20 protein-coding genes are annotated in these 23308 nt (G+C 63.1%); 13 read left to right on the top strand and 7 right to left on the bottom strand.

All coding sequences use genetic code 11. The features are described 5' to 3' along the window. Nucleotides 1-80: 80 nt before the first annotated feature. Nucleotides 81-458 carry a VOC family protein gene (locus LB564_RS07715; protein ID WP_224536707.1) on the bottom strand — a complete coding sequence of 126 codons (378 nt, stop codon included), beginning with the start codon at nt 456-458 and terminating at the stop codon, nt 81-83. 144 nt (nt 459-602) lie between these two features. Between LB564_RS07715 and LB564_RS07710 the strand changes: the two genes are divergently transcribed. Continuing rightward, nucleotides 603-1772, top strand: coding sequence for an Mrp/NBP35 family ATP-binding protein (locus tag LB564_RS07710; RefSeq protein ID WP_224536329.1), 1170 nt, complete (start codon nt 603-605; stop codon nt 1770-1772). 15 nt (nt 1773-1787) lie between these two features. Here LB564_RS07710 and LB564_RS07705 read toward each other — a convergent pair whose 3' ends face one another. Next, nucleotides 1788-2237, bottom strand: a complete 450-nt coding sequence (locus LB564_RS07705) for an SRPBCC family protein (RefSeq protein ID WP_224536327.1) — start codon at nt 2235-2237, stop codon at nt 1788-1790. A 151-nt stretch (nt 2238-2388) separates the two neighbouring features. Between LB564_RS07705 and LB564_RS07700 the strand changes: the two genes are divergently transcribed. The 5 genes from LB564_RS07700 to LB564_RS31625 all read left to right on the top strand — a co-directional run bounded on the left by LB564_RS07700 (nt 2389) and on the right by LB564_RS31625 (nt 7100). Continuing rightward, nucleotides 2389-4194 (top strand): IlvD/Edd family dehydratase, encoded by a 1806-nt coding sequence (locus tag LB564_RS07700; protein WP_224536325.1) that lies wholly within the window; start codon nt 2389-2391, stop codon nt 4192-4194. Nucleotides 4195-4427: 233 nt separating this feature from the next. Continuing rightward, the gene (locus tag LB564_RS07695; protein ID WP_224536322.1) at nt 4428-5246 is read left to right on the top strand and encodes a chromate resistance protein ChrB domain-containing protein; all 819 of its coding nucleotides are present in this window, start codon (nt 4428-4430) and stop codon (nt 5244-5246) included. Then, complete coding sequence (gene chrA / locus LB564_RS07690) at nt 5243-6634, top strand: chromate efflux transporter (protein WP_224536319.1); 1392 nt, start codon at nt 5243-5245, stop codon at nt 6632-6634. Before LB564_RS07695 ends, chrA begins: the two co-directional genes overlap by 4 nt. 68 nt (nt 6635-6702) lie before the next feature. Beyond that, nucleotides 6703-6825: a hypothetical protein gene (locus tag LB564_RS31630; protein WP_318012780.1), complete on the top strand. Its 123-nt coding sequence runs from the start codon at nt 6703-6705 to the stop codon at nt 6823-6825. A 20-nt stretch (nt 6826-6845) separates the two neighbouring features. After that, complete coding sequence (locus LB564_RS31625; protein WP_318012779.1) at nt 6846-7100, top strand: hypothetical protein; 255 nt, start codon at nt 6846-6848, stop codon at nt 7098-7100. 64 nt (nt 7101-7164) lie between these two features. Here the strand turns inward: LB564_RS31625 and LB564_RS07680 are convergent, their stop codons facing one another. Both LB564_RS07680 and LB564_RS07675 read right to left on the bottom strand, forming a co-directional pair. Beyond that, on the bottom strand, nt 7165-8751 hold the full coding sequence (locus LB564_RS07680) for a trimethylamine methyltransferase family protein (protein WP_140706427.1): 1587 nt from the start codon (nt 8749-8751) through the stop codon (nt 7165-7167). 194 nt (nt 8752-8945) lie between these two features. Continuing rightward, on the bottom strand, nt 8946-10439 hold the full coding sequence (locus LB564_RS07675; RefSeq protein WP_224536316.1) for a PLP-dependent aminotransferase family protein: 1494 nt from the start codon (nt 10437-10439) through the stop codon (nt 8946-8948). Nucleotides 10440-10761: 322 nt separating this feature from the next. Between LB564_RS07675 and pgi the strand changes: the two genes are divergently transcribed. Further along, a complete protein-coding gene (gene pgi, locus LB564_RS07670; RefSeq protein WP_224536314.1) occupies nt 10762-12405 on the top strand; it encodes a glucose-6-phosphate isomerase in 1644 nt (547 codons plus the stop codon). Between the two features lie 5 nt (nt 12406-12410). Further along, entirely contained in the window at nt 12411-13133 is a 723-nt protein-coding gene (locus tag LB564_RS07665; RefSeq protein ID WP_224536311.1) for an HAD family hydrolase, read from the top strand. Between the two features lie 216 nt (nt 13134-13349). On the opposite strand, the gene LB564_RS07660 is transcribed toward LB564_RS07665, so the two are convergent. The 3 genes from LB564_RS07660 to LB564_RS07650 form a co-directional block, all read right to left on the bottom strand. Continuing rightward, nucleotides 13350-14648, bottom strand: a complete 1299-nt coding sequence (locus LB564_RS07660; protein ID WP_224536308.1) for an SEL1-like repeat protein — start codon at nt 14646-14648, stop codon at nt 13350-13352. A 205-nt stretch (nt 14649-14853) separates the two neighbouring features. Then, the gene (locus LB564_RS07655; RefSeq protein WP_224536704.1) at nt 14854-15540 is read right to left on the bottom strand and encodes a class I SAM-dependent methyltransferase; all 687 of its coding nucleotides are present in this window, start codon (nt 15538-15540) and stop codon (nt 14854-14856) included. A 35-nt stretch (nt 15541-15575) separates the two neighbouring features. Continuing rightward, nucleotides 15576-17561 carry a long-chain fatty acid--CoA ligase gene (locus tag LB564_RS07650; protein ID WP_224536305.1) on the bottom strand — a complete coding sequence of 662 codons (1986 nt, stop codon included), beginning with the start codon at nt 17559-17561 and terminating at the stop codon, nt 15576-15578. 468 nt (nt 17562-18029) lie between these two features. On the opposite strand from LB564_RS07650, the gene LB564_RS07645 reads away from it, so the two are divergent. The 5 genes from LB564_RS07645 to LB564_RS07625 all read left to right on the top strand — a co-directional run bounded on the left by LB564_RS07645 (nt 18030) and on the right by LB564_RS07625 (nt 23292). Further along, complete coding sequence (locus tag LB564_RS07645) at nt 18030-19622, top strand: ABC transporter substrate-binding protein (protein ID WP_224536302.1); 1593 nt, start codon at nt 18030-18032, stop codon at nt 19620-19622. 50 nt (nt 19623-19672) lie between these two features. After that, nucleotides 19673-20680 carry an ABC transporter permease subunit gene (locus tag LB564_RS07640; RefSeq protein ID WP_015314101.1) on the top strand — a complete coding sequence of 336 codons (1008 nt, stop codon included), beginning with the start codon at nt 19673-19675 and terminating at the stop codon, nt 20678-20680. 70 nt (nt 20681-20750) lie between these two features. Further along, entirely contained in the window at nt 20751-21605 is an 855-nt protein-coding gene (locus LB564_RS07635) for an ABC transporter permease subunit (protein ID WP_181173705.1), read from the top strand. Between the two features lie 2 nt (nt 21606-21607). After that, entirely contained in the window at nt 21608-22465 is an 858-nt protein-coding gene (locus tag LB564_RS07630; RefSeq protein ID WP_224536701.1) for an ABC transporter ATP-binding protein, read from the top strand. Further along, nucleotides 22462-23292 carry a dipeptide ABC transporter ATP-binding protein gene (locus tag LB564_RS07625; protein WP_140706413.1) on the top strand — a complete coding sequence of 277 codons (831 nt, stop codon included), beginning with the start codon at nt 22462-22464 and terminating at the stop codon, nt 23290-23292. Before LB564_RS07630 ends, LB564_RS07625 begins: the two co-directional genes overlap by 4 nt. The last annotated feature ends 16 nt before the right edge of the window (nt 23293-23308 follow it).

Here is a 23308-nt window from a genome sequence, read left to right as displayed (position 1 = left end):
CTATCCGGCGCGCCGGCGCCGCGCCAGATGGTGCCGTGCTCGATCTTGCGGCACCAGACACGCTGCCCGATGGGCGAGATTTACCGGTCCACGAGATTGAGGATATTGCCGTCCGGGTCCCTGAACCATGCGACTTTCATGCCGCCGCCGACATGGAGGTCCCCCTCCATCGTCAGGCCGGGCATCTCGTAATGCTCGAAGGCGACGCCCTTCGACTTGAGGCCATTGACGACATCGGCGATTTTGTCGCCGACCATCCAGGTCACCGCAGTCGCCTTGTTGGTCCCGGCGAATTGGGAACGATAGACATTGATGGTGGTGTCGCCGCTTTTATACACGATCAGTTCGCCGCCCTCGTCGTGCACCTGTTCCAGGCCGAGTGTTCCCTCATAGAAGGCCTTGGCCTTCGCCAGGTCCTTCACGGCGAGGTTTGCTGTGGCATTGCTGTTGGCAAGCATGATCGTCCTTCCCTGGTTGTCATTCCTTCTGGTCATGGAAATAGGTCACCCAGGCCGCTTGACGACCGCCACCTTGCCTGGCGCTTGGAGCCGCCCGCGTTCTGCACTATGTGAGCTGCAGCCGAAAGCCAGGGAACAGCAACCATGTCCGTCACCAAGGAAATCGTCACCGAGCGTCTGAAGACGGTCAATGGACCTGACTTCACCGGCAACATCGTCGATCTCGGCATGGTCTCGGAGATTTTCATCGCCGATTCGAAAGTGTTCTTCTCGATCACCGTTCCCGCCGCGCGCGCCCAGGAGATGGAACCGCTGCGCGCCGCCGCCGAACGCGTCGTCAAGGCCATTCCCGGTGTCGCCGGCGCCGTGGTGGCGCTGACGGCCGAAAAGAAGGGCGGCGGCATGGAGGCGCCGGTTCCCGCACGTCCGGCACCGAGGCCCGTACCTCCGGCGCCGCCGCAGCGCCCCGCGCCGCAGGCTCCCGCCTCGCACGGTTCAGGCAAGCGCGGCGTGCCAGGCATCGAGGCGATCATCGCGGTTGCCTCCGGCAAGGGCGGCGTCGGCAAGTCGACCACCGCCGTCAACATCGCCCTCGGCCTGGCAGCCAATGGCCTGCGGGTCGGCGTGCTCGATGCCGACATCTACGGCCCGTCCATGCCGAGGCTCCTCAACATCCACGGCCGGCCGCAGACGGTCGACGGCAAGATTCTGAAGCCGATGGAGAATTACGGCCTCGAGGTGATGTCGATGGGCTTCCTCGTTGATGAGGAGACGCCGATGATCTGGCGCGGGCCGATGGTGATGTCGGCGCTGACGCAGATGCTTCGCGAGGTCGAATGGGGGCGGCTCGACGTGCTCGTCGTCGACATGCCGCCCGGCACCGGCGACGCCCAGCTCACCATGGCCCAGCAGGTGCCGCTGGCCGGCGCCGTCATCGTCTCGACGCCACAGGATTTGGCGCTGATCGATGCCCGCAAGGGCCTCAACATGTTCAAGAAAGTCGACGTACCGCTGCTCGGCATCGTCGAGAACATGAGCTATTTCCTCGCCCCCGATACCGGCAAGCGCTACGACATTTTCGGCCATGGCGGCGCGCGCCGGGAGGCCGAACGGCTGGGCGTCACCTTCCTCGGCGAGGTACCGCTCGAAATGGGCATTCGCGAAAGCTCGGACGCCGGCACGCCGGTCGTCGTCTCCAAGCCCGACGGCGCCGAGGCGAAAATCTATCGCGATATCGCTTCCAAGGTCTGGGACAGGGTCAATGAGGAACGCGGCGCGGCGGAAGCGGCGGTGCCGAACATCGTGTTTGAGTGACCCCTAAAGGAGGGATCAGCCGCCGACCTTCTCTCCGAATGCCGAAAAGAACTGTCCGGCCAGTTTCTTCGAGGTCGATTCGATCAGCCGGCTGCCGAGCTGCGCGATCTTGCCGCCGACTTCCGCCTTGGCCGCATATTTGAGGACCGTCGCGTCCGGCCCGTCGGCGGTCAGCGTGACGTCGGCCCCGCCCTTGGCGAAGCCGGCAATGCCGCCCTTGCCTTCGCCCTGGATGGTGTAGGCATGCGGCGGCTTGAGGTTCTTCAACGTCACTTCGCCGTTGAACGTCGCCTTGATCGGCCCGATCTTCAGCACCACCGTCGCCGCCATCTCGGTCGGCGATTTCATTTCCAGGCTCTGGCAGCCCGGAATGGCGTCCTTCAGGACGGCCGGGTCATTAAGCGCTTCCCACACTTTCTGCACGGGTGCGGCGATACGTTCCTCGCCTTCGATCACCAAAGCCATCAAAACCTCCCCGATCGCCGATGTCGGATTGGTCGTAGCGCGGGGCTCGAGAGCTGTCTATCGCACCAAAGTCCGGATTCAGATCACGCGTGCCCCTTGCCTGCATCGGCGCGTTGTCATATCGATTTGTCATACAAATACGGAGACCATGATGGCCGGCGCCCCCACGAAAAAGAAAAAATTCCGCTCGCAGGAGTGGTTCGACAATCCCGACAATCCGGGGATGACGGCGCTCTATCTCGAGCGCTACCTGAATTACGGGCTGACGCGCGCCGAGCTGATGTCGGGCAAGCCGCTGATCGGCATCGCCCAGACGGGCTCCGATCTTTCGCCTTGCAACCGGCACCACATCGAGCTCGCCAAGCGCGTGCGCGAAGGCATCGTCTCGATGGGCGGCATTCCTTTCGAATTCCCCTGTCACCCGATCCAGGAGACCGGCAAGCGCCCGACCGCCGCGCTCGACCGCAACCTCGCCTATCTCAGCCTGGTCGAAGTGCTCTACGGCTATCCCCTCGACGGCGTCGTGCTGACCATCGGCTGCGACAAGACCACGCCTGCCTTGCTGATGGCGGCGGCCACCGTCAACATCCCGGCCATCGCGCTGTCGGTCGGCCCGATGCTCAATGGCTGGCACAAGGGCAAGCGCACCGGCTCGGGCACCATCGTCTGGGAATCGCGCCAGCGCCTGTCGGCCGGCGAGATCGACTATGACGAGTTCATGGACATCGTCGCGTCCTCGGCGCCGTCCACGGGCTACTGCAACACGATGGGCACCGCCACCACGATGAATTCGCTGGCCGAGGCGCTCGGCATGCAGTTGCCCGGTTCTGCCGCCATCCCCGCGCCGTACCGCGAGCGCGGCCAGATCGCCTACGAGACCGGCAAACGCATCGTCGACATGGTGCATGAGGACCTCAAACCCTCCGACATCATGACCCGCGCGGCCTTCGAAAACGCCATCGTCGTCAATTCCGCGATCGGCGGCTCCACCAACGCGCCGATCCATCTCAACGCTATCGCCCGCCATCTCGGCGTGCCGCTCGACAATGACGACTGGCAGAAGGTCGGCCTCAAGGTGCCGCTCATCGTCAATTTGCAGCCGTCGGGTGAATATCTCGGCGAAGACTATCATCACGCCGGTGGCGTGCCGGCGGTGGTGGCCGAACTGATGAAGGCTGGAATGCTCCCGCATCCCGATGCCCTGACCGTCAACGGCAAGTCGATCGGCGCCAACTGCAAGGGGGTCGCCAACGAGAACACCGACGTCATCCGCACCGTGGCCGAGCCGCTGAAGGCCAATGCCGGCTTCATCAACTTCAAGGGCAATCTGTTCGATTCGGCGATCATGAAGATGAGCGGCATCTCGCCAGAATTCCGCGAGCGCTATCTGTCCAACCCGAACGACCCGGAAGCCTTCGAAGGCAACGCCATGGTCTTTGATGGGCCGGAGGATTACCACGCCCGCATCGACGACCCGGCGCAAGGCATCGACGAGCACACCATCCTGTTCATGCGGGGCGCCGGCCCGGTCGGCTATCCCGGCGGCGCCGAGGTCGTCAACATGCAACCGCCGGCCTACCTCATCAAGAAGGGCATCCATGCGCTGGCCTGCATCGGCGACGGCCGCCAGTCCGGCACGTCGGGCTCGCCGTCGATCCTGAATGCCTCGCCGGAAGCCGCGGTCGGCGGCGGACTGGCGTTGCTCAAATCCGGCGATCGCGTCCGCATCGACCTGAGGAAAGGCACCGCGAACATCCTCGTCAGCGATGACGAGATCGCGCGGCGACGCGCCGAGCTGCAGAAGGATGGCGGCTACCACTACCCCAAGCACCAGACGCCGTGGCAGGAAATCCAGCGCGGCATGGTCGACCAGTTCTCGGCCGGCATGGTGCTGAAGCCGGCGGTGAAATACCAGGATGTCGCCCACACCATGGGCGTGCCTCGCGACAATCACTGATTATTCCACGGAATAGTCATCGATTGTTCCTGGCTGGTCACGGATGATGGATGGACGAGGAGCGGCGGCCTGATCGATCAGGCCGCCATTCTGGCGGCGCAGCCGCGAATGCTCCGTCCTTGACAAGACCGCCCGACGAATCCACCATCATGGCAAGGGGTGCATCGCGACGACCCCGTGAGGCGTCAGCCCAATGTTCGCGTCCAGGCTTCTCTTTTCAGGAGGTGGACGCTATGCCGTCAACAACCGAAATTACCGTACAGCAGCTATCCCGTCTGGTCGGTCTGCCGGGCGCGCCTGTGATCGTCGATGTCCGCATCGATGAGGATTGCGACGCCGATCCGCGCCTGCTGCCGGCCTCGCATCGTCGCGACTTCAAAACCGTCTCGGCCTGGGCAAACGACTTCGCCGGCGGCCAGGTGGCCGTGGTCTGCCAGAAGGGGCAAAAGCTTTCGCAAGGCGTGGCCGCCTGGCTGCGGCACCAGGGCGTTGCCGCCGAATCCCTCGAAGGCGGTTTCGAGGCCTGGCGCGATGCCAAGGGCCTCCTGGTCCATGCCGCCAAGATCCCGTCCCGCGATGAAAAGGGCCGCACCGTCTGGGTGACGCGGGCTCGTCCCAAGGTCGATCGCATCGCTTGCCCCTGGCTGATCCGGCGCTTCGTCGATCCGCATGCGGTCTTCCTCTTTGTCGAGGCGGCCGAAGTGCTGGCTGTCGCCGACCGCTTCCAGGCCGTGCCCTTCGACATCGACAATGTGTTCTGGAGCCATTGCGGCGAACGCTGCACCTTCGACACGATGATCGAGGAGTTCGGGCTGGAATCCCAGGCACTCGATCGCCTTGCCACGATCGTGCGCGCCGCCGACACCGCCAGGCTCGATCTCGTTCCCCAAGCCGCCGGATTCCTTGCCGCCTCGCTTGGCCTGTCGCGCATGTTCCGCGACGATCTGGAGCAGCTGGACGCCGGCATGCTTCTCTATGACGCGTTCTTCCGCTGGTGCCGAGACGCCACCGACGAGACGCACAACTGGCCGGGCGGGGCGAAGCCATCATGAGCAGCCTCATTTCGGGGAAAAATGCCGACATCGTCGACGCGCCGGCGGTTCCGAGCTTCGGTGAAGCCACGAAACTCTGGGCGAAGATCGGCTTGCTGAGCTTCGGTGGGCCGGCTGGCCAGATCGCGCTCATGCACAAGGAACTGGTCGAGCACCGGCGCTGGATCGGCGAGCAGCGTTTCCTGTATGCCTTGAACTACTGCATGCTGCTGCCCGGTCCCGAGGCCCAGCAACTCGCCATCTATATCGGCTGGCTGCTGCACAGGACGATCGGCGGCCTTGTCGCCGGTATCCTGTTCGTGGTGCCCGGTGCGCTTGTCATGCTCACCTTGAGCATCCTCTATGCGCTCTACGGCGATGTGCCGCTGGTCGAGTCGCTGTTCTTCGGGGTGAAGGCCGCCGTGCTCGCGGTGGTGGTCGAGGCGGTGATCCGCATCGGCCGCCGCGCCTTGAAGAACCGAGCCATGGTGGCGATCGCGCTTTGCGCCTTTCTCGGCATCTATGTGCTCAGTGTCCCGTTCCCGCTCATCGTCCTGGTTGCGGGTCTGGTGGGATGGGTGGGAAACCGTGTCGCGCCGGCCCTGTTTTCCGGCGCGGCGCATGGCAAGAACGATGCTCCCGACATCACAGGCGCGGTCGACCTGATGTTCGAGCGTGGCGAACTGGCCCACACTAAGCCAACACGATGGCATGCACCGCGCACCATCGCGATCTGGCTGCCGATCTGGCTCGGGCCGGTCCTGCTGATCTCCGCACTCACCGGGACAAGCAGCGTATGGACGCAGATCGGCGGGTTCTTCAGCCTCATGGCGGTCGTCACCTTCGGTGGCGCCTACGCGGTTCTTGCCTATGTCGCACAGGCCGCCGTCGAGTCCTTCGGCTGGCTGGCGCCCGGCGAGATGGTCGATGGCCTCGGGCTTGCCGAAACCACGCCGGGGCCGCTCATTCTGGTGTTGCAGTTTGTCGGCTTCCTCGCCGCGTTTCGCCACGCCGGCTCGCTGGATTCGTTGCTCGGCGGATCACTTGGAGCGCTGCTGACCTTGTGGGTGACGTTCACCCCGTGCTTCTTCTGGATATTCCTCGGTGCGCCCTACATCGAGGCCCTGCGCGGCAACAAGGCGCTGTCGGCCGCGCTCGGCGCTATCACCGCCGCCGTCGTCGGCGTCATTCTGAACCTCGCTCTATGGTTTGCCCTGCACGTCGTCTTCCACGAAGTGCGCAGACTGGGCCTCGGCATGAATGTGCCGGTGCTCTCATCGATCGACTGGCGCGCCGCGCTGCTGTCCTGCGCCGCCATGATCGCCATCCTGAAGTTAAAGATCGGCATGCTGCCGACGCTTGCAGGGTGCGCCCTTGCCGGTGTGCTGCTGCTGGCGGTGGGTGGATAGAAGCCGGTCACCGCCTTTGTATTCCGCCGGCCAATCACCTAATTGGTTGTAAACGGATTGGATCATCAATGGCGGGACGACGCTCTTCCCTTGGCTTTCTCGGCATGTTCGGCCGCTCGGGTGATCTGCGGCAGCTCGATGCCGCCTTGCGAGGCGCCGACCTGCACCCGGCCCTGGTCCGGAGGGCGTAAAACTCACCATCGTCAATCTGATGAAGGACCACTGGCCGGATGAACCGCCGCCGCAGGCCTATCCTCGGGTGGCGACCCTGTTCGGCTACTGCATCGCCGGACCCGAAACCTTCGAGCGGGCGCAAGGTCCGCAACAGCGGCTGGACGCCGAGCGCCGGATCGAGGCGGCTCTCGAAACCGGGGACGGCCTCGATGCCCAAATCGTGCTGATGGCGCTGCACGCCAAGCTGATCAACGCCGAAGTCGTCGAACGCTATGGGCTGGCTGCGGAATAGAGCAATTCCAGGAAAAGTTTGAAGCTTCCGCCCGGAATTGCGTAAAAAATCTAGAAGCTGACGCTCAGCCGCCCATATTGGCGCGCGGCAGCTTGATCATCTCGCCAAAGCGGGCGCGTAATTTGTCGTCGAGCAGCTTTGGCACATGGCGCGGAAAGCGCTCGGCGAGGATGCGTTTCTTTTCGATGATCGCGCGCTGCAATATGTCGGGCCGGCCCTTCTCGTTCCATTCCTTCGGCGAAAAACGGTCGCCCACGGCCGGGTAGAAATATTCCGTCTGCATCAGCCGCAGCGTCTGCTCGTTGCCGAGATAGTGCCCCGGGCCGTTCAGGCAGACCTCGGCGATGGTGTCGATCGACAGGGCTTCATCGGTTACCTCTATGCCGCGCACGCAGCGCAGGCAGTGTCCCAACATGTCGTTGTCGATGATCAGGCTTTCCAGGCAGAAGCCGAGCAGCGAGGCGTGCATTCCGGCCGATTCATAGACGAGGTTGAGCCCGGCAAGGCCGGCCATCACGTCGGTGATGCCCTTTTCATAGCCGGACTGGATGTCGGGCAGTTTCGAATCCGTCATGCCTGCGGCCGAGCCGCCCGGCAAGTCGTAATATTGTGCCATCTGGGCGCAGGCCGCCGTAAGTACGGCTTGCTCGGCCGAGCCACCGGACATGGCGCCTGTGCGCAGGTCGGACACGAACGGCCATGTGCCGAAGATCGCCGGATGCCCCGGCTTGATGGCGTTGACATAGACGAGACCAGCCAGCACTTCGGCCACCGCTTGCACCACCGCGCCGGCGATCGCCGCGGGCGCCGTGGCGCCGGCCTGTCCGGCCGACAAGAGCAGGATCGGAATGCCGCCCTCGACGCAGGCTTCGAGCACGCCGCAGGCGTCCTCGGCGAATTTCATCGGCGGCACGACGAAGCAGTTCGAGTTCGACACGAATGGCCTGGCGCGGAAATTCTCCTCGCCGCCGGCAATCGCATAGAGCATTTCCAGCGCCGGCTGCACGTTCTCGCGCACCGTGAACGAGGTGCCGACATGCTTGGACGTGCCCATAACGCAGGCATAGAGCGTGTTGAAGTCCATTTCGAGGGGATCGGGAATGTCGCGCGGCACCATCGGCCGCTGGAAGAAATGAATGTTGTCGAGCCCTTCGACGATGCGGGCCGCGTCATAGATGTCCTGCAGGAGCGACTCACGGTATTCGCGCTTCTCGACATCGACCAAATGCACGGCGGCGCCGGCCGTGCCGTAATGCACGCGCTTGCCCTGGATCACCATGTCGTGCCTGGGATCCTGGCCATGCAAGGTGAAATTCCGTGCCGCTCGTCTGATCGTGTCGAGCACCAGCGCGCGCGGGAAACGGATGCGTCCGTCGTCGCCATAGGTGGCGCCGGCCTTGGTCAGCGCCTCGATGCAGGAGGGGATGGCATTGGCGAAGCCGACGGTCTCCAGCAGCGTCAGCACCGCCTCATGGATGCGCTCCTGATCATTGCCCTTGAGCGGTCCGTAGCTGCCGCCCTCGAGGCCGGCGCGCACCGGCTTGATATCGTCGGCGAGCGGCGCCGCCCGCATGGCGCGGCGCGCTTCGCGTCCGCCGGAGCGGCGTGAACGTTGGTCCGCCGCGTCCTGCTTTTCAAGAACCACTGACATGGAAAACACTCCACCTTTTCGAGAGGCAGAGCGCGGCGGTTGGTCCACCATCGGCCTGCTTCTTCCCCTTTGTGCCACGACTATGCCGCCGGCATTGGCACAGCCTATGAGCCAGCGGTTCTAGTCGAGTATGCCAGGGAAAGAGGAACGGGAGCCGCTTAAGGGCGACTCCCACCAGAAAATCGGAGAATGGATCAAGCGGCCGCGGGCCGGCGGCCGGCGGCCGTGGCGAGTTCGCGGATACCCGGTTCGATATGCTGCAGCGCGATCGAGGAAATGCCCAACCGCATGAAACGCGAAGGCTTTTCGGTGCGGTCGAAGAAGCGGTCGCCAGGCTCGATGATGACGCTGCGCGAGGCGGCAGCCTCGGCCAAACCGCGGGAATCGGTACCGCGTGGCCCTTCCAGCCAAAGCGATGTGCCGCCGGCCGAATCGGTCGAACGCCATTCGGGCAGGAAAGCCGAAATCGCATGGACCAGACGCTTGCGCCGCTCGTCGAAGGCGCTCGACAGCCGCCGCACCAGCGCTTCGTGATGGCCGAGTGACAGGAAGAGCGCCACGGCGCGCTGGTTGTTGGCCGGCGGATGGCGCAGCATGAAGCGGCGCAGTGCCCTGAGCTCGGCGATTAGTCCAGCTGAAGCCACGATGTAGCCAAGCCGCAGGCCGGGAGCCAGCGTCTTCGACATCGAGCCGACATAGACGACGCGGCCGGAGCGGTCGAGGCTCTTCAGCGCCTGCTGCGGCGCCTCGTCGAGAAGCTGGCTGTCATAGCCGTCCTCGATGATGATCTGGTTGTGCCGGTTGGCGCGCGCCAGGAGATCCTGCCGCCGCTCCGCGGACAGTGGCACCATGGTTGGGCAATGATGGCTGGGCGTGACGAATACGAAGCCGGAATCATTGGGAATTGAGGACGTTACGATGCCGGACTGGTCGACCGGCACCGGCTGGATGTCGGCGCCAGCGAGCCGGAAGATCGAACGTGCGTCTGGGTAGCCCGGATCCTCCATCGCCACTTTCGAGCCCTTGGTCATCAAGAGCGAGGCGAGCATATAGAGCGCGTTCTGGGCGCCCAGCGTGACGATGATTTCATCGGGATTGGCGAAAATACCGCGCCGGGGCAGCAGCCGCGCCTGGATCTGCTCGATCAGCAGCGGATCGTCGCGGTCGACCATGTCGGAAGCCCAGTTGCGGATCTCCAGCACGGCCAGCGCCATGCGGTTGCACTCGCGCCATTCGGCGGTCGGGAACAGGGCTGGGTCGAACTGGCCGTAGACGAAGGGGTAGGACGACTTGATCCAGTTGTCGTGCTTGGCCGGCGGCGGCATGTCGCTTGCGGCGATCTGCCGGCGCGCCTTCCAGTCGATCTCGTTGGCCTGGTCGGGCGCCTTCTGGTGCGGCTTGGCGGGTGTCGCCAGCACGTCGGGATTGACGAAATGACCGCGCCGCTCGCGCGCCACCAGGAACCCCTGGTCGACCAGCTGCTGGAAGGCCAGCACCACGGTTCCGCGCGCCACGCCGAGTTTTTCGGCCAGGATCCGGCAGGAGGGAAGCGGCATCGAAGCGGCGATCTGGCGGTCGAGAATGGCGGCCACGATGGCTTGGCGGATCTGCGCCTGCAGGGTCTGGCCGGATTCGGCCGAAATCCGGAACAGGCCGGACCATATCGCCGTGTCGTTTCTCTGTGGCATGGAAGATGTTCCTCGATGGCCAGCTTTTTTTGCTTGGCTGGACCAGCCGAACGTAACCGTGGCACAAGGGGTTGCGCCAATCAATTTTTCTGATCTTTGGGATTTATGCCAGTGATCCTTCAAGCTCGAAAGTGATTCTTCAAGCTCGAAACAAGGCGCGGCCACCTCGGCGCCCGACACATTGTGTCATCGCATCGTGATGCGCTGCGTCATCGCCGCGTATTGACCGGATGGAATTCGGCTCAATAGTTGTGGCGCGACGACACGCGCCGGAAACATCCGGTCTGATATGGTGCGTCCAAAACGCCAGGAGTCCCCGCCAGTGGATCAGTCAGCCTTCCAGAAACAGCTTGCCGCCCTGCGCGATCATCGCGCCGCGGCCCCTGGCGACATGCGCCAGGCCTTCGCCGCCGATCCACAGCGGTTCAAGACCTTTTCCGTCACCGACGACGACCTGCTGCTCGACTGGTCGAAATGCGCCGTCGATGCGGTGACCATGGATCTGCTGGAGAAGCTCGCCGCCGCCGCCGATCTCGAAGGCCGCCGCGCCGCCATGTTCGCCGGCAAGAAGATCAACATCACAGAGGACCGTGCCGTTCTGCACACGGCGCTGCGCAACCTCAGCGGCAAGGGTGTCACGATCGACGGCCAGGACGTCAAGGCGGATGTCATTGCCGTGCTCGACGCCATGGGCGCCTTCGCCGATGCCATCCGCTCGGGCAAGGCGACCGGCGCCACCGGCAAGAAGATCACCGACATCGTCAACATCGGCATTGGCGGTTCGGACCTTGGTCCGGCCATGGCGACGCTCGCGCTCGCTCCCTATCATGACGGTCCGCGCGCGCACTACGTCTCCAACATCGACGGCGCCCATATCCACGACACGCTGAAGGGGCTGTCGGCCGAGACCACGCTGTTCATCATCGCGTCCAAGACCTTCACCACGGTCGAGACGATGACCAATGCCCAGACGGCGCGCGACTGGGTGCAGAAGGCGCTCGGTGGGGAAGCCGTGGGCAAGCATTTCGCCGCCGTCTCGACCGCGCTCGACCTGGTGGCGAAATTCGGCATCGAGCAGGACCGCGTCTTCGGCTTCTGGGACTGGGTCGGCGGCCGCTATTCGCTGTGGGGCGCGATCGGCCTGCCCGTCATGATCGCCATCGGCCCGCGCGCCTTCCGCGCCTTCCTCGACGGCGCACACGAGATGGACGAGCATTTCCGCACCGCGCCGCTCCGCAAGAACCTGCCGGCGCTTCTGGGCCTGGTTGGCTGGTGGCACCGGGTGGTCCGCGGCTATCCGGCCCGGGCCGTCATCCCTTACGACCAGCGCCTGTCCAGGCTGCCGGCCTATCTGCAGCAGCTCGACATGGAATCGAACGGCAAGGGCGTCACCCTCGACGGCACGCCGGTGACGACGCCGACCGGGCCGCTGGTCTGGGGCGAGCCGGGCACCAACGGCCAGCACGCCTTCTTCCAGTTGCTGCATCAGGGCACCGATCTGATCCCGGTCGAGTTCCTTGTCGCCGCTGTCGGCCACGAGCCTGATCTCAAGCACCAGCATGACCTGCTGCTCGCCAACTGCCTGGCGCAGTCGGAAGCCTTGATGAAGGGCCGCACGCTGGACGAAGCGCGCGCGCAGATGCTGGCCAAGGGCATGAAGCCGGCCGATGTCGACCGCATCGCGCCGCATCGTGTCTTCTCCGGCAATCGCCCGTCGATAACGATCCTCTATCGCAAGCTCGACCCGCGCACCTTCGGCCGGCTGATCGCGCTTTACGAGCACCGCGTCTTCGTCGAGGGCACGCTGTTCAACATCAATTCCTTCGACCAATGGGGCGTCGAACTCGGCAAGGAACTGGCTACCGGCCTGCTGCCTGTCGTGGAAGGCAAGGAAAGTGCCGCCAAGCGGGATGCATCGACCGCTGGCCTGGTGGGATACATCCACCAATTGCGTGGTTCGGAGTGAAGCGCTTGGGAGACATCAAGGGAATATTGTTCGACAAGGACGGAACACTTGTCGACTTCAACGCGACCTGGCTCGGCGTCGCCGACTTCATGGCCATGGACGCGGCCGATGGCGACCGCTGGAAGGCCGACAGGTTGCTTGCGGCCGCTGGCTTCGATTTCGCCAACCGGCGCTTCAAGCCCGACTCCATCTTTGCCTCCGGCACCAATCTCGACGTCGTCGAACTGTGGTTCCCGCGCCTCTCCAACGAGGATCAGATGCTGGCCGTCGCCCGCTTCAACGAGATCACCTCGGTGCAGGGCTCGGCGATGGCGGTGGCGCTGCCCGATATCGTCGACACGCTGGCCCTGCTGCACAAGCGATCCTACCGGCTTGGCGTCGCCACCAACGATTCGACCAGCGGCGCGGAGAAGACCTTGGCCACGCTCGGCGTCGCGCAACTGTTCGACGCCGCTTACGGATATGACGCGGTCGCCAATCCCAAGCCGGCCCCTGACACCATCCAGGCCTTTTGCGACCTCACCGGCCTGAAGCCAAGCGAGATCGCCATGGTCGGCGACAACCGCCACGATCTCGAAATGGCACGCGCCGGCGGCTGCGGCCTGGCGGTGGGGGTGCTGTCGGGTACGGGCACCCGTGAATCGCTGGCCGAAATCGCGGATGTGGTGCTGGATTCGGTCGCTGATCTGCCGGATTTTTTGGCTGCGAGGGTCAAGGAGACGGCTTGATTTCGGAGAGGGTGGGAAGGTGGTTTGACGTCAATGGCGGAGATAGGGCCGGATGCAGATGTCTGCTTTCGGGACTGCTGAACTAGGAAGCGGACAAAGCGGTTCCGTCGGTCAGTCCGGCCGACCGCGTCCTCTCGTGTCTATCCCTGAGAAACAACGTCTACGAGGAGGTTATATTCTTCGTGCAGATACTGCCGAATATAAAATACAAATTCATCATAAAAGGCGTTTTAGAGCCTCTTTTGCTTTCATATTTCCGGATGTCGCGGCTTGCTTGTAGTACATAATGGCCGTTGATCGATCTATTTTTACGCCAATACCAAACTCAAATATGGTACCAAGCGCGCTTTGGGCGTCTGCGTCGCCATTTTTAGCGCTTTCTTCGAGCAATGTTATTGATTTTTCAGTATTCTTTTCAACGCCCACGCCATTGATATATATCATAGCCAGGTCATATTGCGCCCTGGAATTGTTTTGATCTGATGATTTTTCGAGCCAGTGACGCGCAAGGGCATAATCTTGCCCAACGCCTTTGCCGGTTAAATACGCCACACCGATATTATACTCCCCCTTAGCATCCCCGCTTTGAGCCGCGCTCGAAAACAATTCCGCAGCGCGTCGATAATCTTGCGGCACTCCTTTGCCTGCTGCGTAGAGGGCACCAAGGTTGGCACTGGCCGCGGAAAATCCCTGCGCCGCGGCCTTTGCGTACCAAATGGCCGCCTGTGCGGGGTCGGGTGCGACGCCTTTACCGCTGTCATAAAGTCCGCCTAGATTGTTCTCCCCGATAGGGCTGCCTACCGCGGCAGCAGCCCGATACCAGCGCATGGCTGCGGCGAAGTCCTGTGGGACACCCCGGGCATATTCATACAAATAGGCAATTGCCGCCAGCGCCGTGGGATCGTTCTGGGCTGCCGCTTTCTGATACCACATCATTGCTTGCGCATAATCTCGCCCAACGCCTTCGCCGCTTTCATAGGCTGCGCCGAGCTGAAATTGAGCAGGAGCAAGCCCTTGGCCCGCCGCCTGGCGGAGGAGTTCGGCGGCCCGGACCGGGTCCTTTGGTGCTCCTTGGCCGATTTGATACATTGTGGCCAGGCTCAATTCTGATTGAGCAAATCCCTTGGCTGCCGCCTCGGTATACCAGGCAAAGGCGAGCGCGCTGTTTTGAGCCACGCCGATACCGCCCTTATCATAGAGGTATCCCAGATTGTGGTCTGCTTGCGCGTCGCCCTTGTCGGCAGCCTGCTCAAAATACCCCTTTGCGCGCTGGGCGTCGGGCTTCACGCCGCAACCCAATACGTATAGAAAGCCGAGATTGTTTAGCGCCGCTGTCTTGCCTAAGGCAGCGTCATTTTCCCATTCCTGTCGCTCTGCATCCCCGAGCGTTCCGCATGTCAATTGCTGAGTGACAACAAGCTCACCTGCGATCGAGCGTGACGAGGAAATCAAAATCGATATTCCGGCGCAGGCCACAGTCAGTATTGTTGCTTTATAACCAGTCCGTTCGATCATTGTGACGATCTACGTGAGATTAAGATTTCTGAAGTCGCGGTAACGGTGCACTGGCCATCCCCATCTAGTAGCTACCGGTCAGGGATTAGCAGGCCGAATGGATCGTGCCCGGAAGTTAACAAAGGGCCCCGTTCAAGGCGATACTTACAACCAATGTGACGCACAAATATCCGTGAACGGACCGGACGACAGCTACCAACATGTTTCATACGGAGCTACCGCCGTTCCGCTTCAAAGAAAACACCCCACTCGGCTTGCCCGCAGCCCCCTTCGCCTCACCGAAATCTGGCACCTGATATTCGGCGAGCAACCGCAGTCGCGACAGCGGCAGGTCGCTGCGCCGGGGGTCGCCGACCAGCACTTCGAGGCCTGATGCCAAGCAGCGATCGAGGAACGGGATAACCCGCAGGGCGACTTCGCTGGAGTAGAACACGTCGCCCGCGAGCACGAGGTCGACGGGCGGTGGCGGGCCTGTGGTGATATCCTTTTCTACGACGGTGATCCCGACGCCATTGGCCGCGGCATTGAGGCGGATCGCGGCAACGCCGTTGCGGTCGATCTCAGCGGCGATCACTTCTGCGGCGCCGGCCTTGGCGGCGGCGATGCCGACAATGCCTGAACCCGCCCCGAGGTCCAGCACGCGCCGGCCCGCCACCGTCTTCGGACGGTCGAGGATGTAGCGTGCCAGCACGGTGCCGCCGGCCCACGCATAGGCCCAGTAGGGCGGCTGCGGTTCTGGGGTGTCGTCGACCGCGTCAGCATCGTCTTCAGGGTCGACGAGGCGCCTCAACCCGCTCCCCGGGTGCGCGGTGTAGAGCTGGATTTCGGGAAGCGCCGGCACCGGGACGAGGCGCATGTTGGCCTTGATGAATCCCACAGGGTCTGGACGCATGCGCCGGTCCGGCACATCGTCGTTGCCGAGATCCACTATTCCCGCAGCGCCCGCCGCAGGATCTTGCCGACCGGCGTCTTGGGCAATTCGGTCCTGAACTCTATGTATTTCGGCCGCTTGTAGCCAGTCAGGTTCTCCCGGCAAAAAGCGGTGATGGCCTCGGCGGTCAGGGCCGGGTCCTTCTTGACGATGAACAGTTTCGGCACTTCGCCCGAATGCTCGTCCGGCACGCCGATCGCCGCCACTTCGAGCACGCCTGGATGCGCCGCCACGACCTCCTCGAGTTCGGTCGGATAGACGTTGAAGCCGGAGACGAGGATCATGTCCTTCTTGCGGTCGACAATCTTGGTGTAGCCGCGATCGTCCATGAAGCCCATGTCGCCCGACTTGAAGAAGCCGTCCTTGGTCATCACCTTGGCGGTCTCGTCAGGCCGGTTCCAGTAGCCGGTCATCACCTGCGGTCCCCTGATGCAGATCTCGCCGACCTCGCCGAGTGGCACGTTGTTGCCGTCGTCGTCCCTGATGACGATCTCGGTCGAGGGCAACGGCAAGCCAATCGTGCCGGTGAACTCGCCGGAGCTGAACTTGTTGGCCGTCGCCACCGGCGAGGTCTCCGAAAGGCCATAGCCTTCGCTGACCGGGCAGCCGGTCAGCGCCTTCCAGCGCTCGGCGACGCCCTTTTGCACCGCCATGCCGCCGCCCAGCGTCAGGAGCAGCGGCTTGAAGTCGAGCTTGCGAAAATCCTCATTGTTGAGCAGCGCGTTGAACAGCGTGTTGAGGCCCGGGAAGATATGGATCGGATATTTGCCCATTTCCTTGACGAAGCCGGGAATGTCGCGCGGATTGGGGATCAGTATGTTCTGGCCGCCCATCTGCATGCCCATCAGCGCGTTCACCGTCAGCGCGAAGATATGGTAGAGCGGCAGGGCGCAGATCAGGTTGAGATGCGCCGGCTTCGGCTTGACGGTGTAGGCATCCTGCAGCCACAGCGAATTCTGCGCGACATTGGCCAGCACATTGCTGTGCAACAGCGTCGCGCCTTTCGAGATGCCCGTGGTGCCGCCGGTATATTGCAGGAAGGCAACATCGTTGGCTGTCACCGTGGCCGGCTTGAAAGTCATGCCGCGGCCGGCCTTCAGGGCGGCGTTGAACTTGACATGGCCGGGCAAAGACCAGGCCGGGACCATTTTCTTGACGCGCCGCACGACCAGATTGACGATCGTGCCCTTGAGGCCGCCGAGCATGTCGCCCATCGCCGCGATGACGACATGCTTGACCGAGGTCCTGGCGACCACGGCCTGCAAGGTGTTGGCGAAGTTTTCCAGGATGACGATGGCCTGCGCCCCCGAATCCTTGAGCTGATGCTCCAGTTCGCGCGGCGTGTAGAGCGGATTGATGTTGACCACGACGTAGCCGGCGCGCGCCACCGCCATCATCGCCACCGGGTACTGCAGCACATTCGGCATCATCAGGGCGACGCGCGCGCCTTTCTGCAATCCGGTGGACTGCAGGTAGGCACCGAAGTCAGCCGAAAGCTGTTCGAGTTCAGCGTAGGTGATGGATTTGCCCATGCAAGTGAAAGCCGGCTGGCCGGCGAACTGCTTGCAGGCGCCAACCAGGAAGTCGCCGATGGAACTGTAGGGAAGGGCGCCGATCTCGGCCGGCATGTTCTTGGGATAGCTGTTGAGCCATGGCTTTTGCGGCAGGCCGGCGGCGAGTTCGGTCAGTGCCTTCGGCAGCCGCCGATGGGCGGCCGGTGCCTTCGCTGGCGATACAGCCTTCGGCGCCCCGGCTTTTGCTGGGGAAGTCTTTGCCGCAGACGGCCTTGCCGGCGCGGCCTTCGCCGCCGGCTTAGCGATGGGCTTGGCTTTCGCCGGCGCTTTCGCCGCCGGCGCCTTCTTGGCGGCTTTTGCTTCCGTCCTGGCGGGCGTGGCTTTGGTGGCGGCTTTGCCCTGGCCTTCGGCCGGTTTCGAGACTGCCCTTGCCGACGCTTTCACCGGCACCTTCGATGCTTTTGCCACCCGTTCCTCCCTAGCAATTCTTGTTCGCCGTCTCTTGTCGGCCTGCGCCGCGCTCATCTCCGAATTGACAGAGACGTCCTCCGCTGCCGCCAGGATCCATCTATGTATTGCCTCTATCGGCGGCGGTGCAAGTCTTGCCCTAGCGGCAGGAGGCCGAAAGATTTGCCGCCGAAAATCTTTCCCGCCGGCGACAGCTGGAACCGGCATCTTTGCGCATCGATGGCCCGGGGAAGAGGAGGGGCGGCCCCCTTGCCGGCGGATGCAAGATCAATAAAAAAATGCGGTCGTTAATAATATTGTGAATAGAAAAAACTGCTAATTTTTTCTGCCATTTAGCAAAATCGCGGATTTTTTTCCTGCTTCCCGCCGGGTAAGCAAACGGGGTGTTCCAAACCCGGAAAAACGGTGCTTATATGCGCGCTTCGCGAGCCTGATAGAGGGGCTTGGAAGAACATCAGGGAGTGCTCAATGAAGAAGAAATTGACTTTTGCAGCCGCGTTCCTGGCTGCAAGCGTCCTGGGAGGCGTGGCAAACGCGAAAACTCTGGTCTATTGCGCGGAAGCGTCGCCTGAAGGTTTCGACCCGGCGCCATACACCGCGGGCCAGACATTCGACGCGTCCTCGCGTACCGTCTTCAACCGCCTTGTCGAATTCGATCACGGCAAGACGTCCGTCTCGCCCGGCCTGGCGGATAGCTGGACCATTTCCGACGACGGCAAGGAATATTTTTTCAAGCTGCGCAAGGGCGTCAAGTTCGCGCCCACCGACTACTTCACCCCGACGCGCGATCTGAACGCCGACGACGTGGTGTTCTCCTTCGAGCGCCAGGTCGACAAGAACGGCCCCTGGTTCCAGTACATACCGGGCATCGCCTACCAGTATTACAATGACCAGTTCGGCGACAACATCACCAAGGTCGAGAAGGTCGACGATCTGACCGTGAAGTTCACGCTGAAGGAGCCGGCGATCACCTTCATCCCGACGCTGGGCATGGATTTCGCCTCGATCGTCTCCAAGGAATATGCCGACAAGCTGCAGGCCGACAAGACGCCTGAACTGTTCAACCAGAAGCCGGTCGGCACCGGCCCGTTCATCTTCGTGGACTACCAGACCGACGCCGCCATCCGCTACAAGGCCAACCCGGACTATTGGGGCGGCAAGCAGAAGATCGACGATCTGGTCTTCGCCATCACCACCGATCCGGCGGTGCGCGCGCAGAAGCTGAAGGCTGGCGAATGCAATATCATGTCCTACCCGGCACCGGCCGACATCGCCGGCCTGCAGGCTGATGCGAACCTGACGGTCGCGGAGCAGGAAGGCCTCAACGTCGGCGCGCTGATGTACAACACCCAGCAGAAGCCGTTCGACGATGTGCGCGTGCGCAAGGCGCTCAACATGGCCATCAACAAGAAGGCCATCATCGACGCCGTGTTCCAGGGCGCCGGCCAGGTGGCGATCAATCCGATCCCGCCGACCATGTGGTCCTACAACAAGGAAGTGAAGGACGATCCGTACGATCCGGACGCGGCCAAGAAGATGCTTGAAGAGGCCGGCGTCAAGGACCTCAAGATGAACGTCTGGGCCATGCCCGTCTCGCGCCCGTACATGCCGAACGCGCGCCGCACCGCCGAGCTGATCCAGGCCGACTTCGCCAAGGTCGGCGTCACCGTCAACATCGTCAGCTATGATTGGGGTGAATATCTCAAGCGCGCTTCGGCGGTCGATCACGACGGCGCCGTCATCGTCGGCTGGACCGGCGACAATGGCGATCCGGACAACTTCCTCGGCGTGCTCCTGAGCTGCGCTTCCGTCGGTTCGAACAACCGCGCGGAATGGTGCAACAAGGACTTCGATGCGCTCATCAACAAGGCCAAGACGGTTTCCGACCAGGCCGAGCGCACCAAGCTCTACGAACAGGCACAGGTCATCTTCAAGGAGCAGGCACCGTGGGCGACGCTCGCCCATTCCAAGGTGTTCATGCCGATGCAGAAGACCGTCACCGGCTTTGCGATGGATCCGCTCGGGATTCACCGCTTTGACGGCGTCGATATCGCCGAATAAGGTTCGCGAAACGGGGCGGCGACACAAGGTGCCGCCCCACCTCGCCCGCCATGCTGCGTTATATCCTCGGCAAGCTCGCCCTCATCATCCCGACCTTTATCGGGATAACCATCCTCGCCTTTGGCTTCGTGCGCATCCTGCCCGGTGATCCGGTGCTGGTGCTTGCGGGTGAACGTGGCCTGTCGCCCGAACGTCACACGGCGCTGATGCATCAGTTCGGTTTCGACCTGCCGATCTGGCAACAGTATCTTACCTATCTGACCAACATCCTCGGTGGCGATTTCGGCACTTCGTTTTCCACCAAGACGCCGGTGCTCAAGGATTTCCTGGTGCGGTTCCCGGCAACGGTCGAACTCGCCATCTTCGCCATGATCTTCGCCGTCATCTTCGGTGTCGCCTTCGGCATCTTCGCCGCCATCCGCCGTGGCTCCTGGTTCGACCAGCTGACCATGGGCACCGCGCTCGCCGGCTATTCCATGCCCATCTTCTGGTGGGGGCTGCTGCTGATCATCGTCTTCTCCGGCACGCTGCACTGGACGCCGGTTTCCGGCCGCATCGACCTTCTCTATTTCTTCAAGCCGGTGACCGGCTTCATGACCATCGATTCCCTCATCTCGGGCCAGAAGGGCGCCTTCCGCTCGGCGGTGTCGCACCTCATTCTGCCCACCATCGTGCTCGGCACCATTCCGCTGGCGGTCATCGCCAGGCAGACGCGGTCGGCCATGCTCGAAGTGCTGGGCGAGGATTATGTGCGCACCGCGCGCGCCAAGGGCCTGGCGCCACGCCGCGTCATCGGCCTGCATGCCTTCCGCAACGCGCTGATCCCTGTCGTCACCACCATCGGCCTGCAGGTTGGCACGCTGCTCACCGGCGCCATCCTGACCGAGAGCATCTTCTCGTGGCCCGGCATCGGAAAATGGATGATCGACGCCATTTCCAAGCGCGACTATTTCACCGTGCAGGGCGGGTTGCTTTTGATCGCGCTGATCGTCATGTCGGTGAACCTGATCGTCGACGTGCTCTACGCCGTCATCAACCCGCGCATACGGGCGAATTGACATGACCAATGAAGGCCCAGCCACCATCGAAGCCGCAACCGTCGTCAAGCCGCAGGACGCGCGGCTGCAGATGTTCGCCGAGTTCTGGCATTATTTCTCGATCAACAAGGGCGCGGTGATCGGGCTCTTCGTCTTCGCCCTGCTGATCCTGGTCGCCATCTTCGCGCCGCTGCTCGCCCCGCATTCGCCTGACGATCAGTTCCGTGACTTCTTCCTGACGCCGCCGGCCTGGCAGGAAGGCGGTAACGCGCAATTCCTGCTCGGCACCGACGCCGTAGGCCGCGATATGCTGTCGCGCCTGATCTACGGCTCGCGCTTCTCGCTCGCCATCGGCTTCGTCGTCGTCACCACGGCGCTGATCTCGGGCGTCATCCTCGGCCTGCTCGCCGGCTACTGCCGCGGCTGGGTCGACACGCTGATCATGCGCATCATGGACATCATCCTGGCCTTCCCGTCGCTGCTCTTGGCGCTGGTGCTGGTCGCGGTGCTCGGCCCCGGCCTCGTCAACGCCATGATCGCCATCGCCTTCGTGCTGCAGCCGCATTTTGCCCGGCTCACCCGCGCCGCGGTGATGGCGGAGAAGACCCGCGAATATGTCGTCTCGGCCAAGGTCGCCGGCGCCAGTCATCTCCGGCTGATGCTTGTCACCATCCTGCCCAACTGCATCGCCCCGCTGATCGTGCAGGCGACGCTGTCCTTCTCCAACGCCATCCTCGAGGCCGCCGCCCTCGGCTTCCTCGGCATGGGCGCGCAGCCGCCGACGCCCGAATGGGGCACCATGCTTGCCGAAGCGCGCGAGTTCATCCTGCGCGCCTGGTGGGTGGTGACCTTCCCAGGCCTCGCCATCCTGATCACCGTCTTTGCCATCAACCTGATCGGCGACGGCCTGCGCGATGCGCTCGACCCCAAGCTGAAGAGGTCGTGAGCATGCCGCTGCTCGAGATCAAGAACCTCACCGTTTCCTTCGACACCGCCGCCGGCCCGTTCATGGCCGTGCAAGGCATCGACCTTTCGATCGAGCCGCGCGAGGTGCTGGCGATCGTCGGCGAATCCGGTTCCGGCAAGTCGGTGTCGATGCTGGCGGTGATGGGGCTGTTGCCCAACACCGCCACCGTCAAGGCCGACCGCATGGCCTTCGACGGCGTCGATCTGTTGAAGCTCAGCCCGTCCGAGCGCCGCAAGATCGTCGGCAAGGACATTTCGATGATCTTCCAGGAGCCGATCGCCAGCCTCAACCCGTGCTTCACCGTCGGCTTCCAGATCGAGGAGGTGCTGCGCTTCCATATGGGCATGGACCGTGCCCAGCGCCGCGCGCGCGCCATCGAACTGATGAAGCTGGTCGGCATCGCCGATCCCGAGGATCGGCTGAGCTCGTTTCCGCATCAGATGTCGGGCGGCCAGTGCCAGCGCGTCATGATCGCCATCGCCATTGCCTGCAATCCGAAGCTCTTGATCGCCGACGAGCCGACGACGGCGCTCGACGTCACCATCCAGAAGCAGATCCTCGATCTGCTCGTCTCGCTGCAGGCCAAATACGGCATGGGCCTGATCATGATCACCCACAATATGGGCGTGGTGGCCGAGACCGCCGACCGCGTCATCGTCCAGTACAAGGGCCGCAAGATGGAAGAGGCCGACGTGCTGTCGCTGTTTGAATCGCCGAAGAGCAATTACACGCGCGCGCTGCTCTCGGCCTTGCCGGAAAACGCCGTCGGCGACCGGCTGCCGACCGTTTCCGACATGCTGTTCGAGCCGGCCCCCTCGGCAGCGGGAGCCTCGGCATGAGCACCACGGTCCTCGAAGGCAAGAACATCGTTCGCGATTACCACATCGGCGGCGGCCTGTTCACCGGGCCGCGCACGGTGCATGCGGTCAAGGGCGTCTCCTTCACCGTGGACAAGGGCAAGACGCTCGCCATCGTCGGCGAAAGCGGTTGCGGCAAGTCCACGCTCGCCCGCATCATCACCTTGATCGATCCCGCGACGTCGGGCGAGCTGTTCATCGACGGCAACAAGGTCGACATCGCCAAAGGCGGATTGACCAGGGAGATGCGCCGCAAGGTGCAGATCGTCTTCCAGAACCCCTACGGCTCGCTCAATCCGCGCCAGAAGATCGGCGACGTGCTGGGCGAGCCGCTGCTCATCAACACCGACAAGCCGGCGGCCGAGCGGCGTGACCTCGCCATGAAGATGCTGAAGAAGGTCGGCCTCGGCCATGAGCACTACAACCGCTATCCGCACATGTTCTCGGGCGGCCAGCGCCAGCGCATCGCCATCGCCCGCGCGCTGATGCTGAACCCGAGCCTGCTGGTGCTCGACGAGCCGGTTTCCGCACTCGATCTGTCGGTGCAGGCGCAGGTGCTCAACCTGCTCGCCGACCTGCAGGACGAGTTCCAGCTGACCTATGTCTTCATCAGCCACGATTTGTCGGTCGTGCGCTACATTGCCGACGATGTGATGGTGATGTATTTCGGCGAGGCCGTCGAATACGGCTCGCGCGACGAGGTCTTCTCGGACCCCAAGCACAGCTACACCAGGACGCTGTTCGCCGCCACACCGCGCGCCGACGTCGCCTCGATCAAGGCGAGGCTGGCGAAGAAGAAGGCGGCCTGACCCGAAGGTCAGGCAC

It is taken from the genome of Mesorhizobium sp. ES1-6 (assembly GCF_020164775.1).
GTDB lineage: Bacteria > Pseudomonadota > Alphaproteobacteria > Rhizobiales > Rhizobiaceae > Mesorhizobium.
The sequence above is the reverse complement of the archived record's forward strand: the minus strand, read 5'-3'. Positions and strand labels throughout refer to the sequence as shown.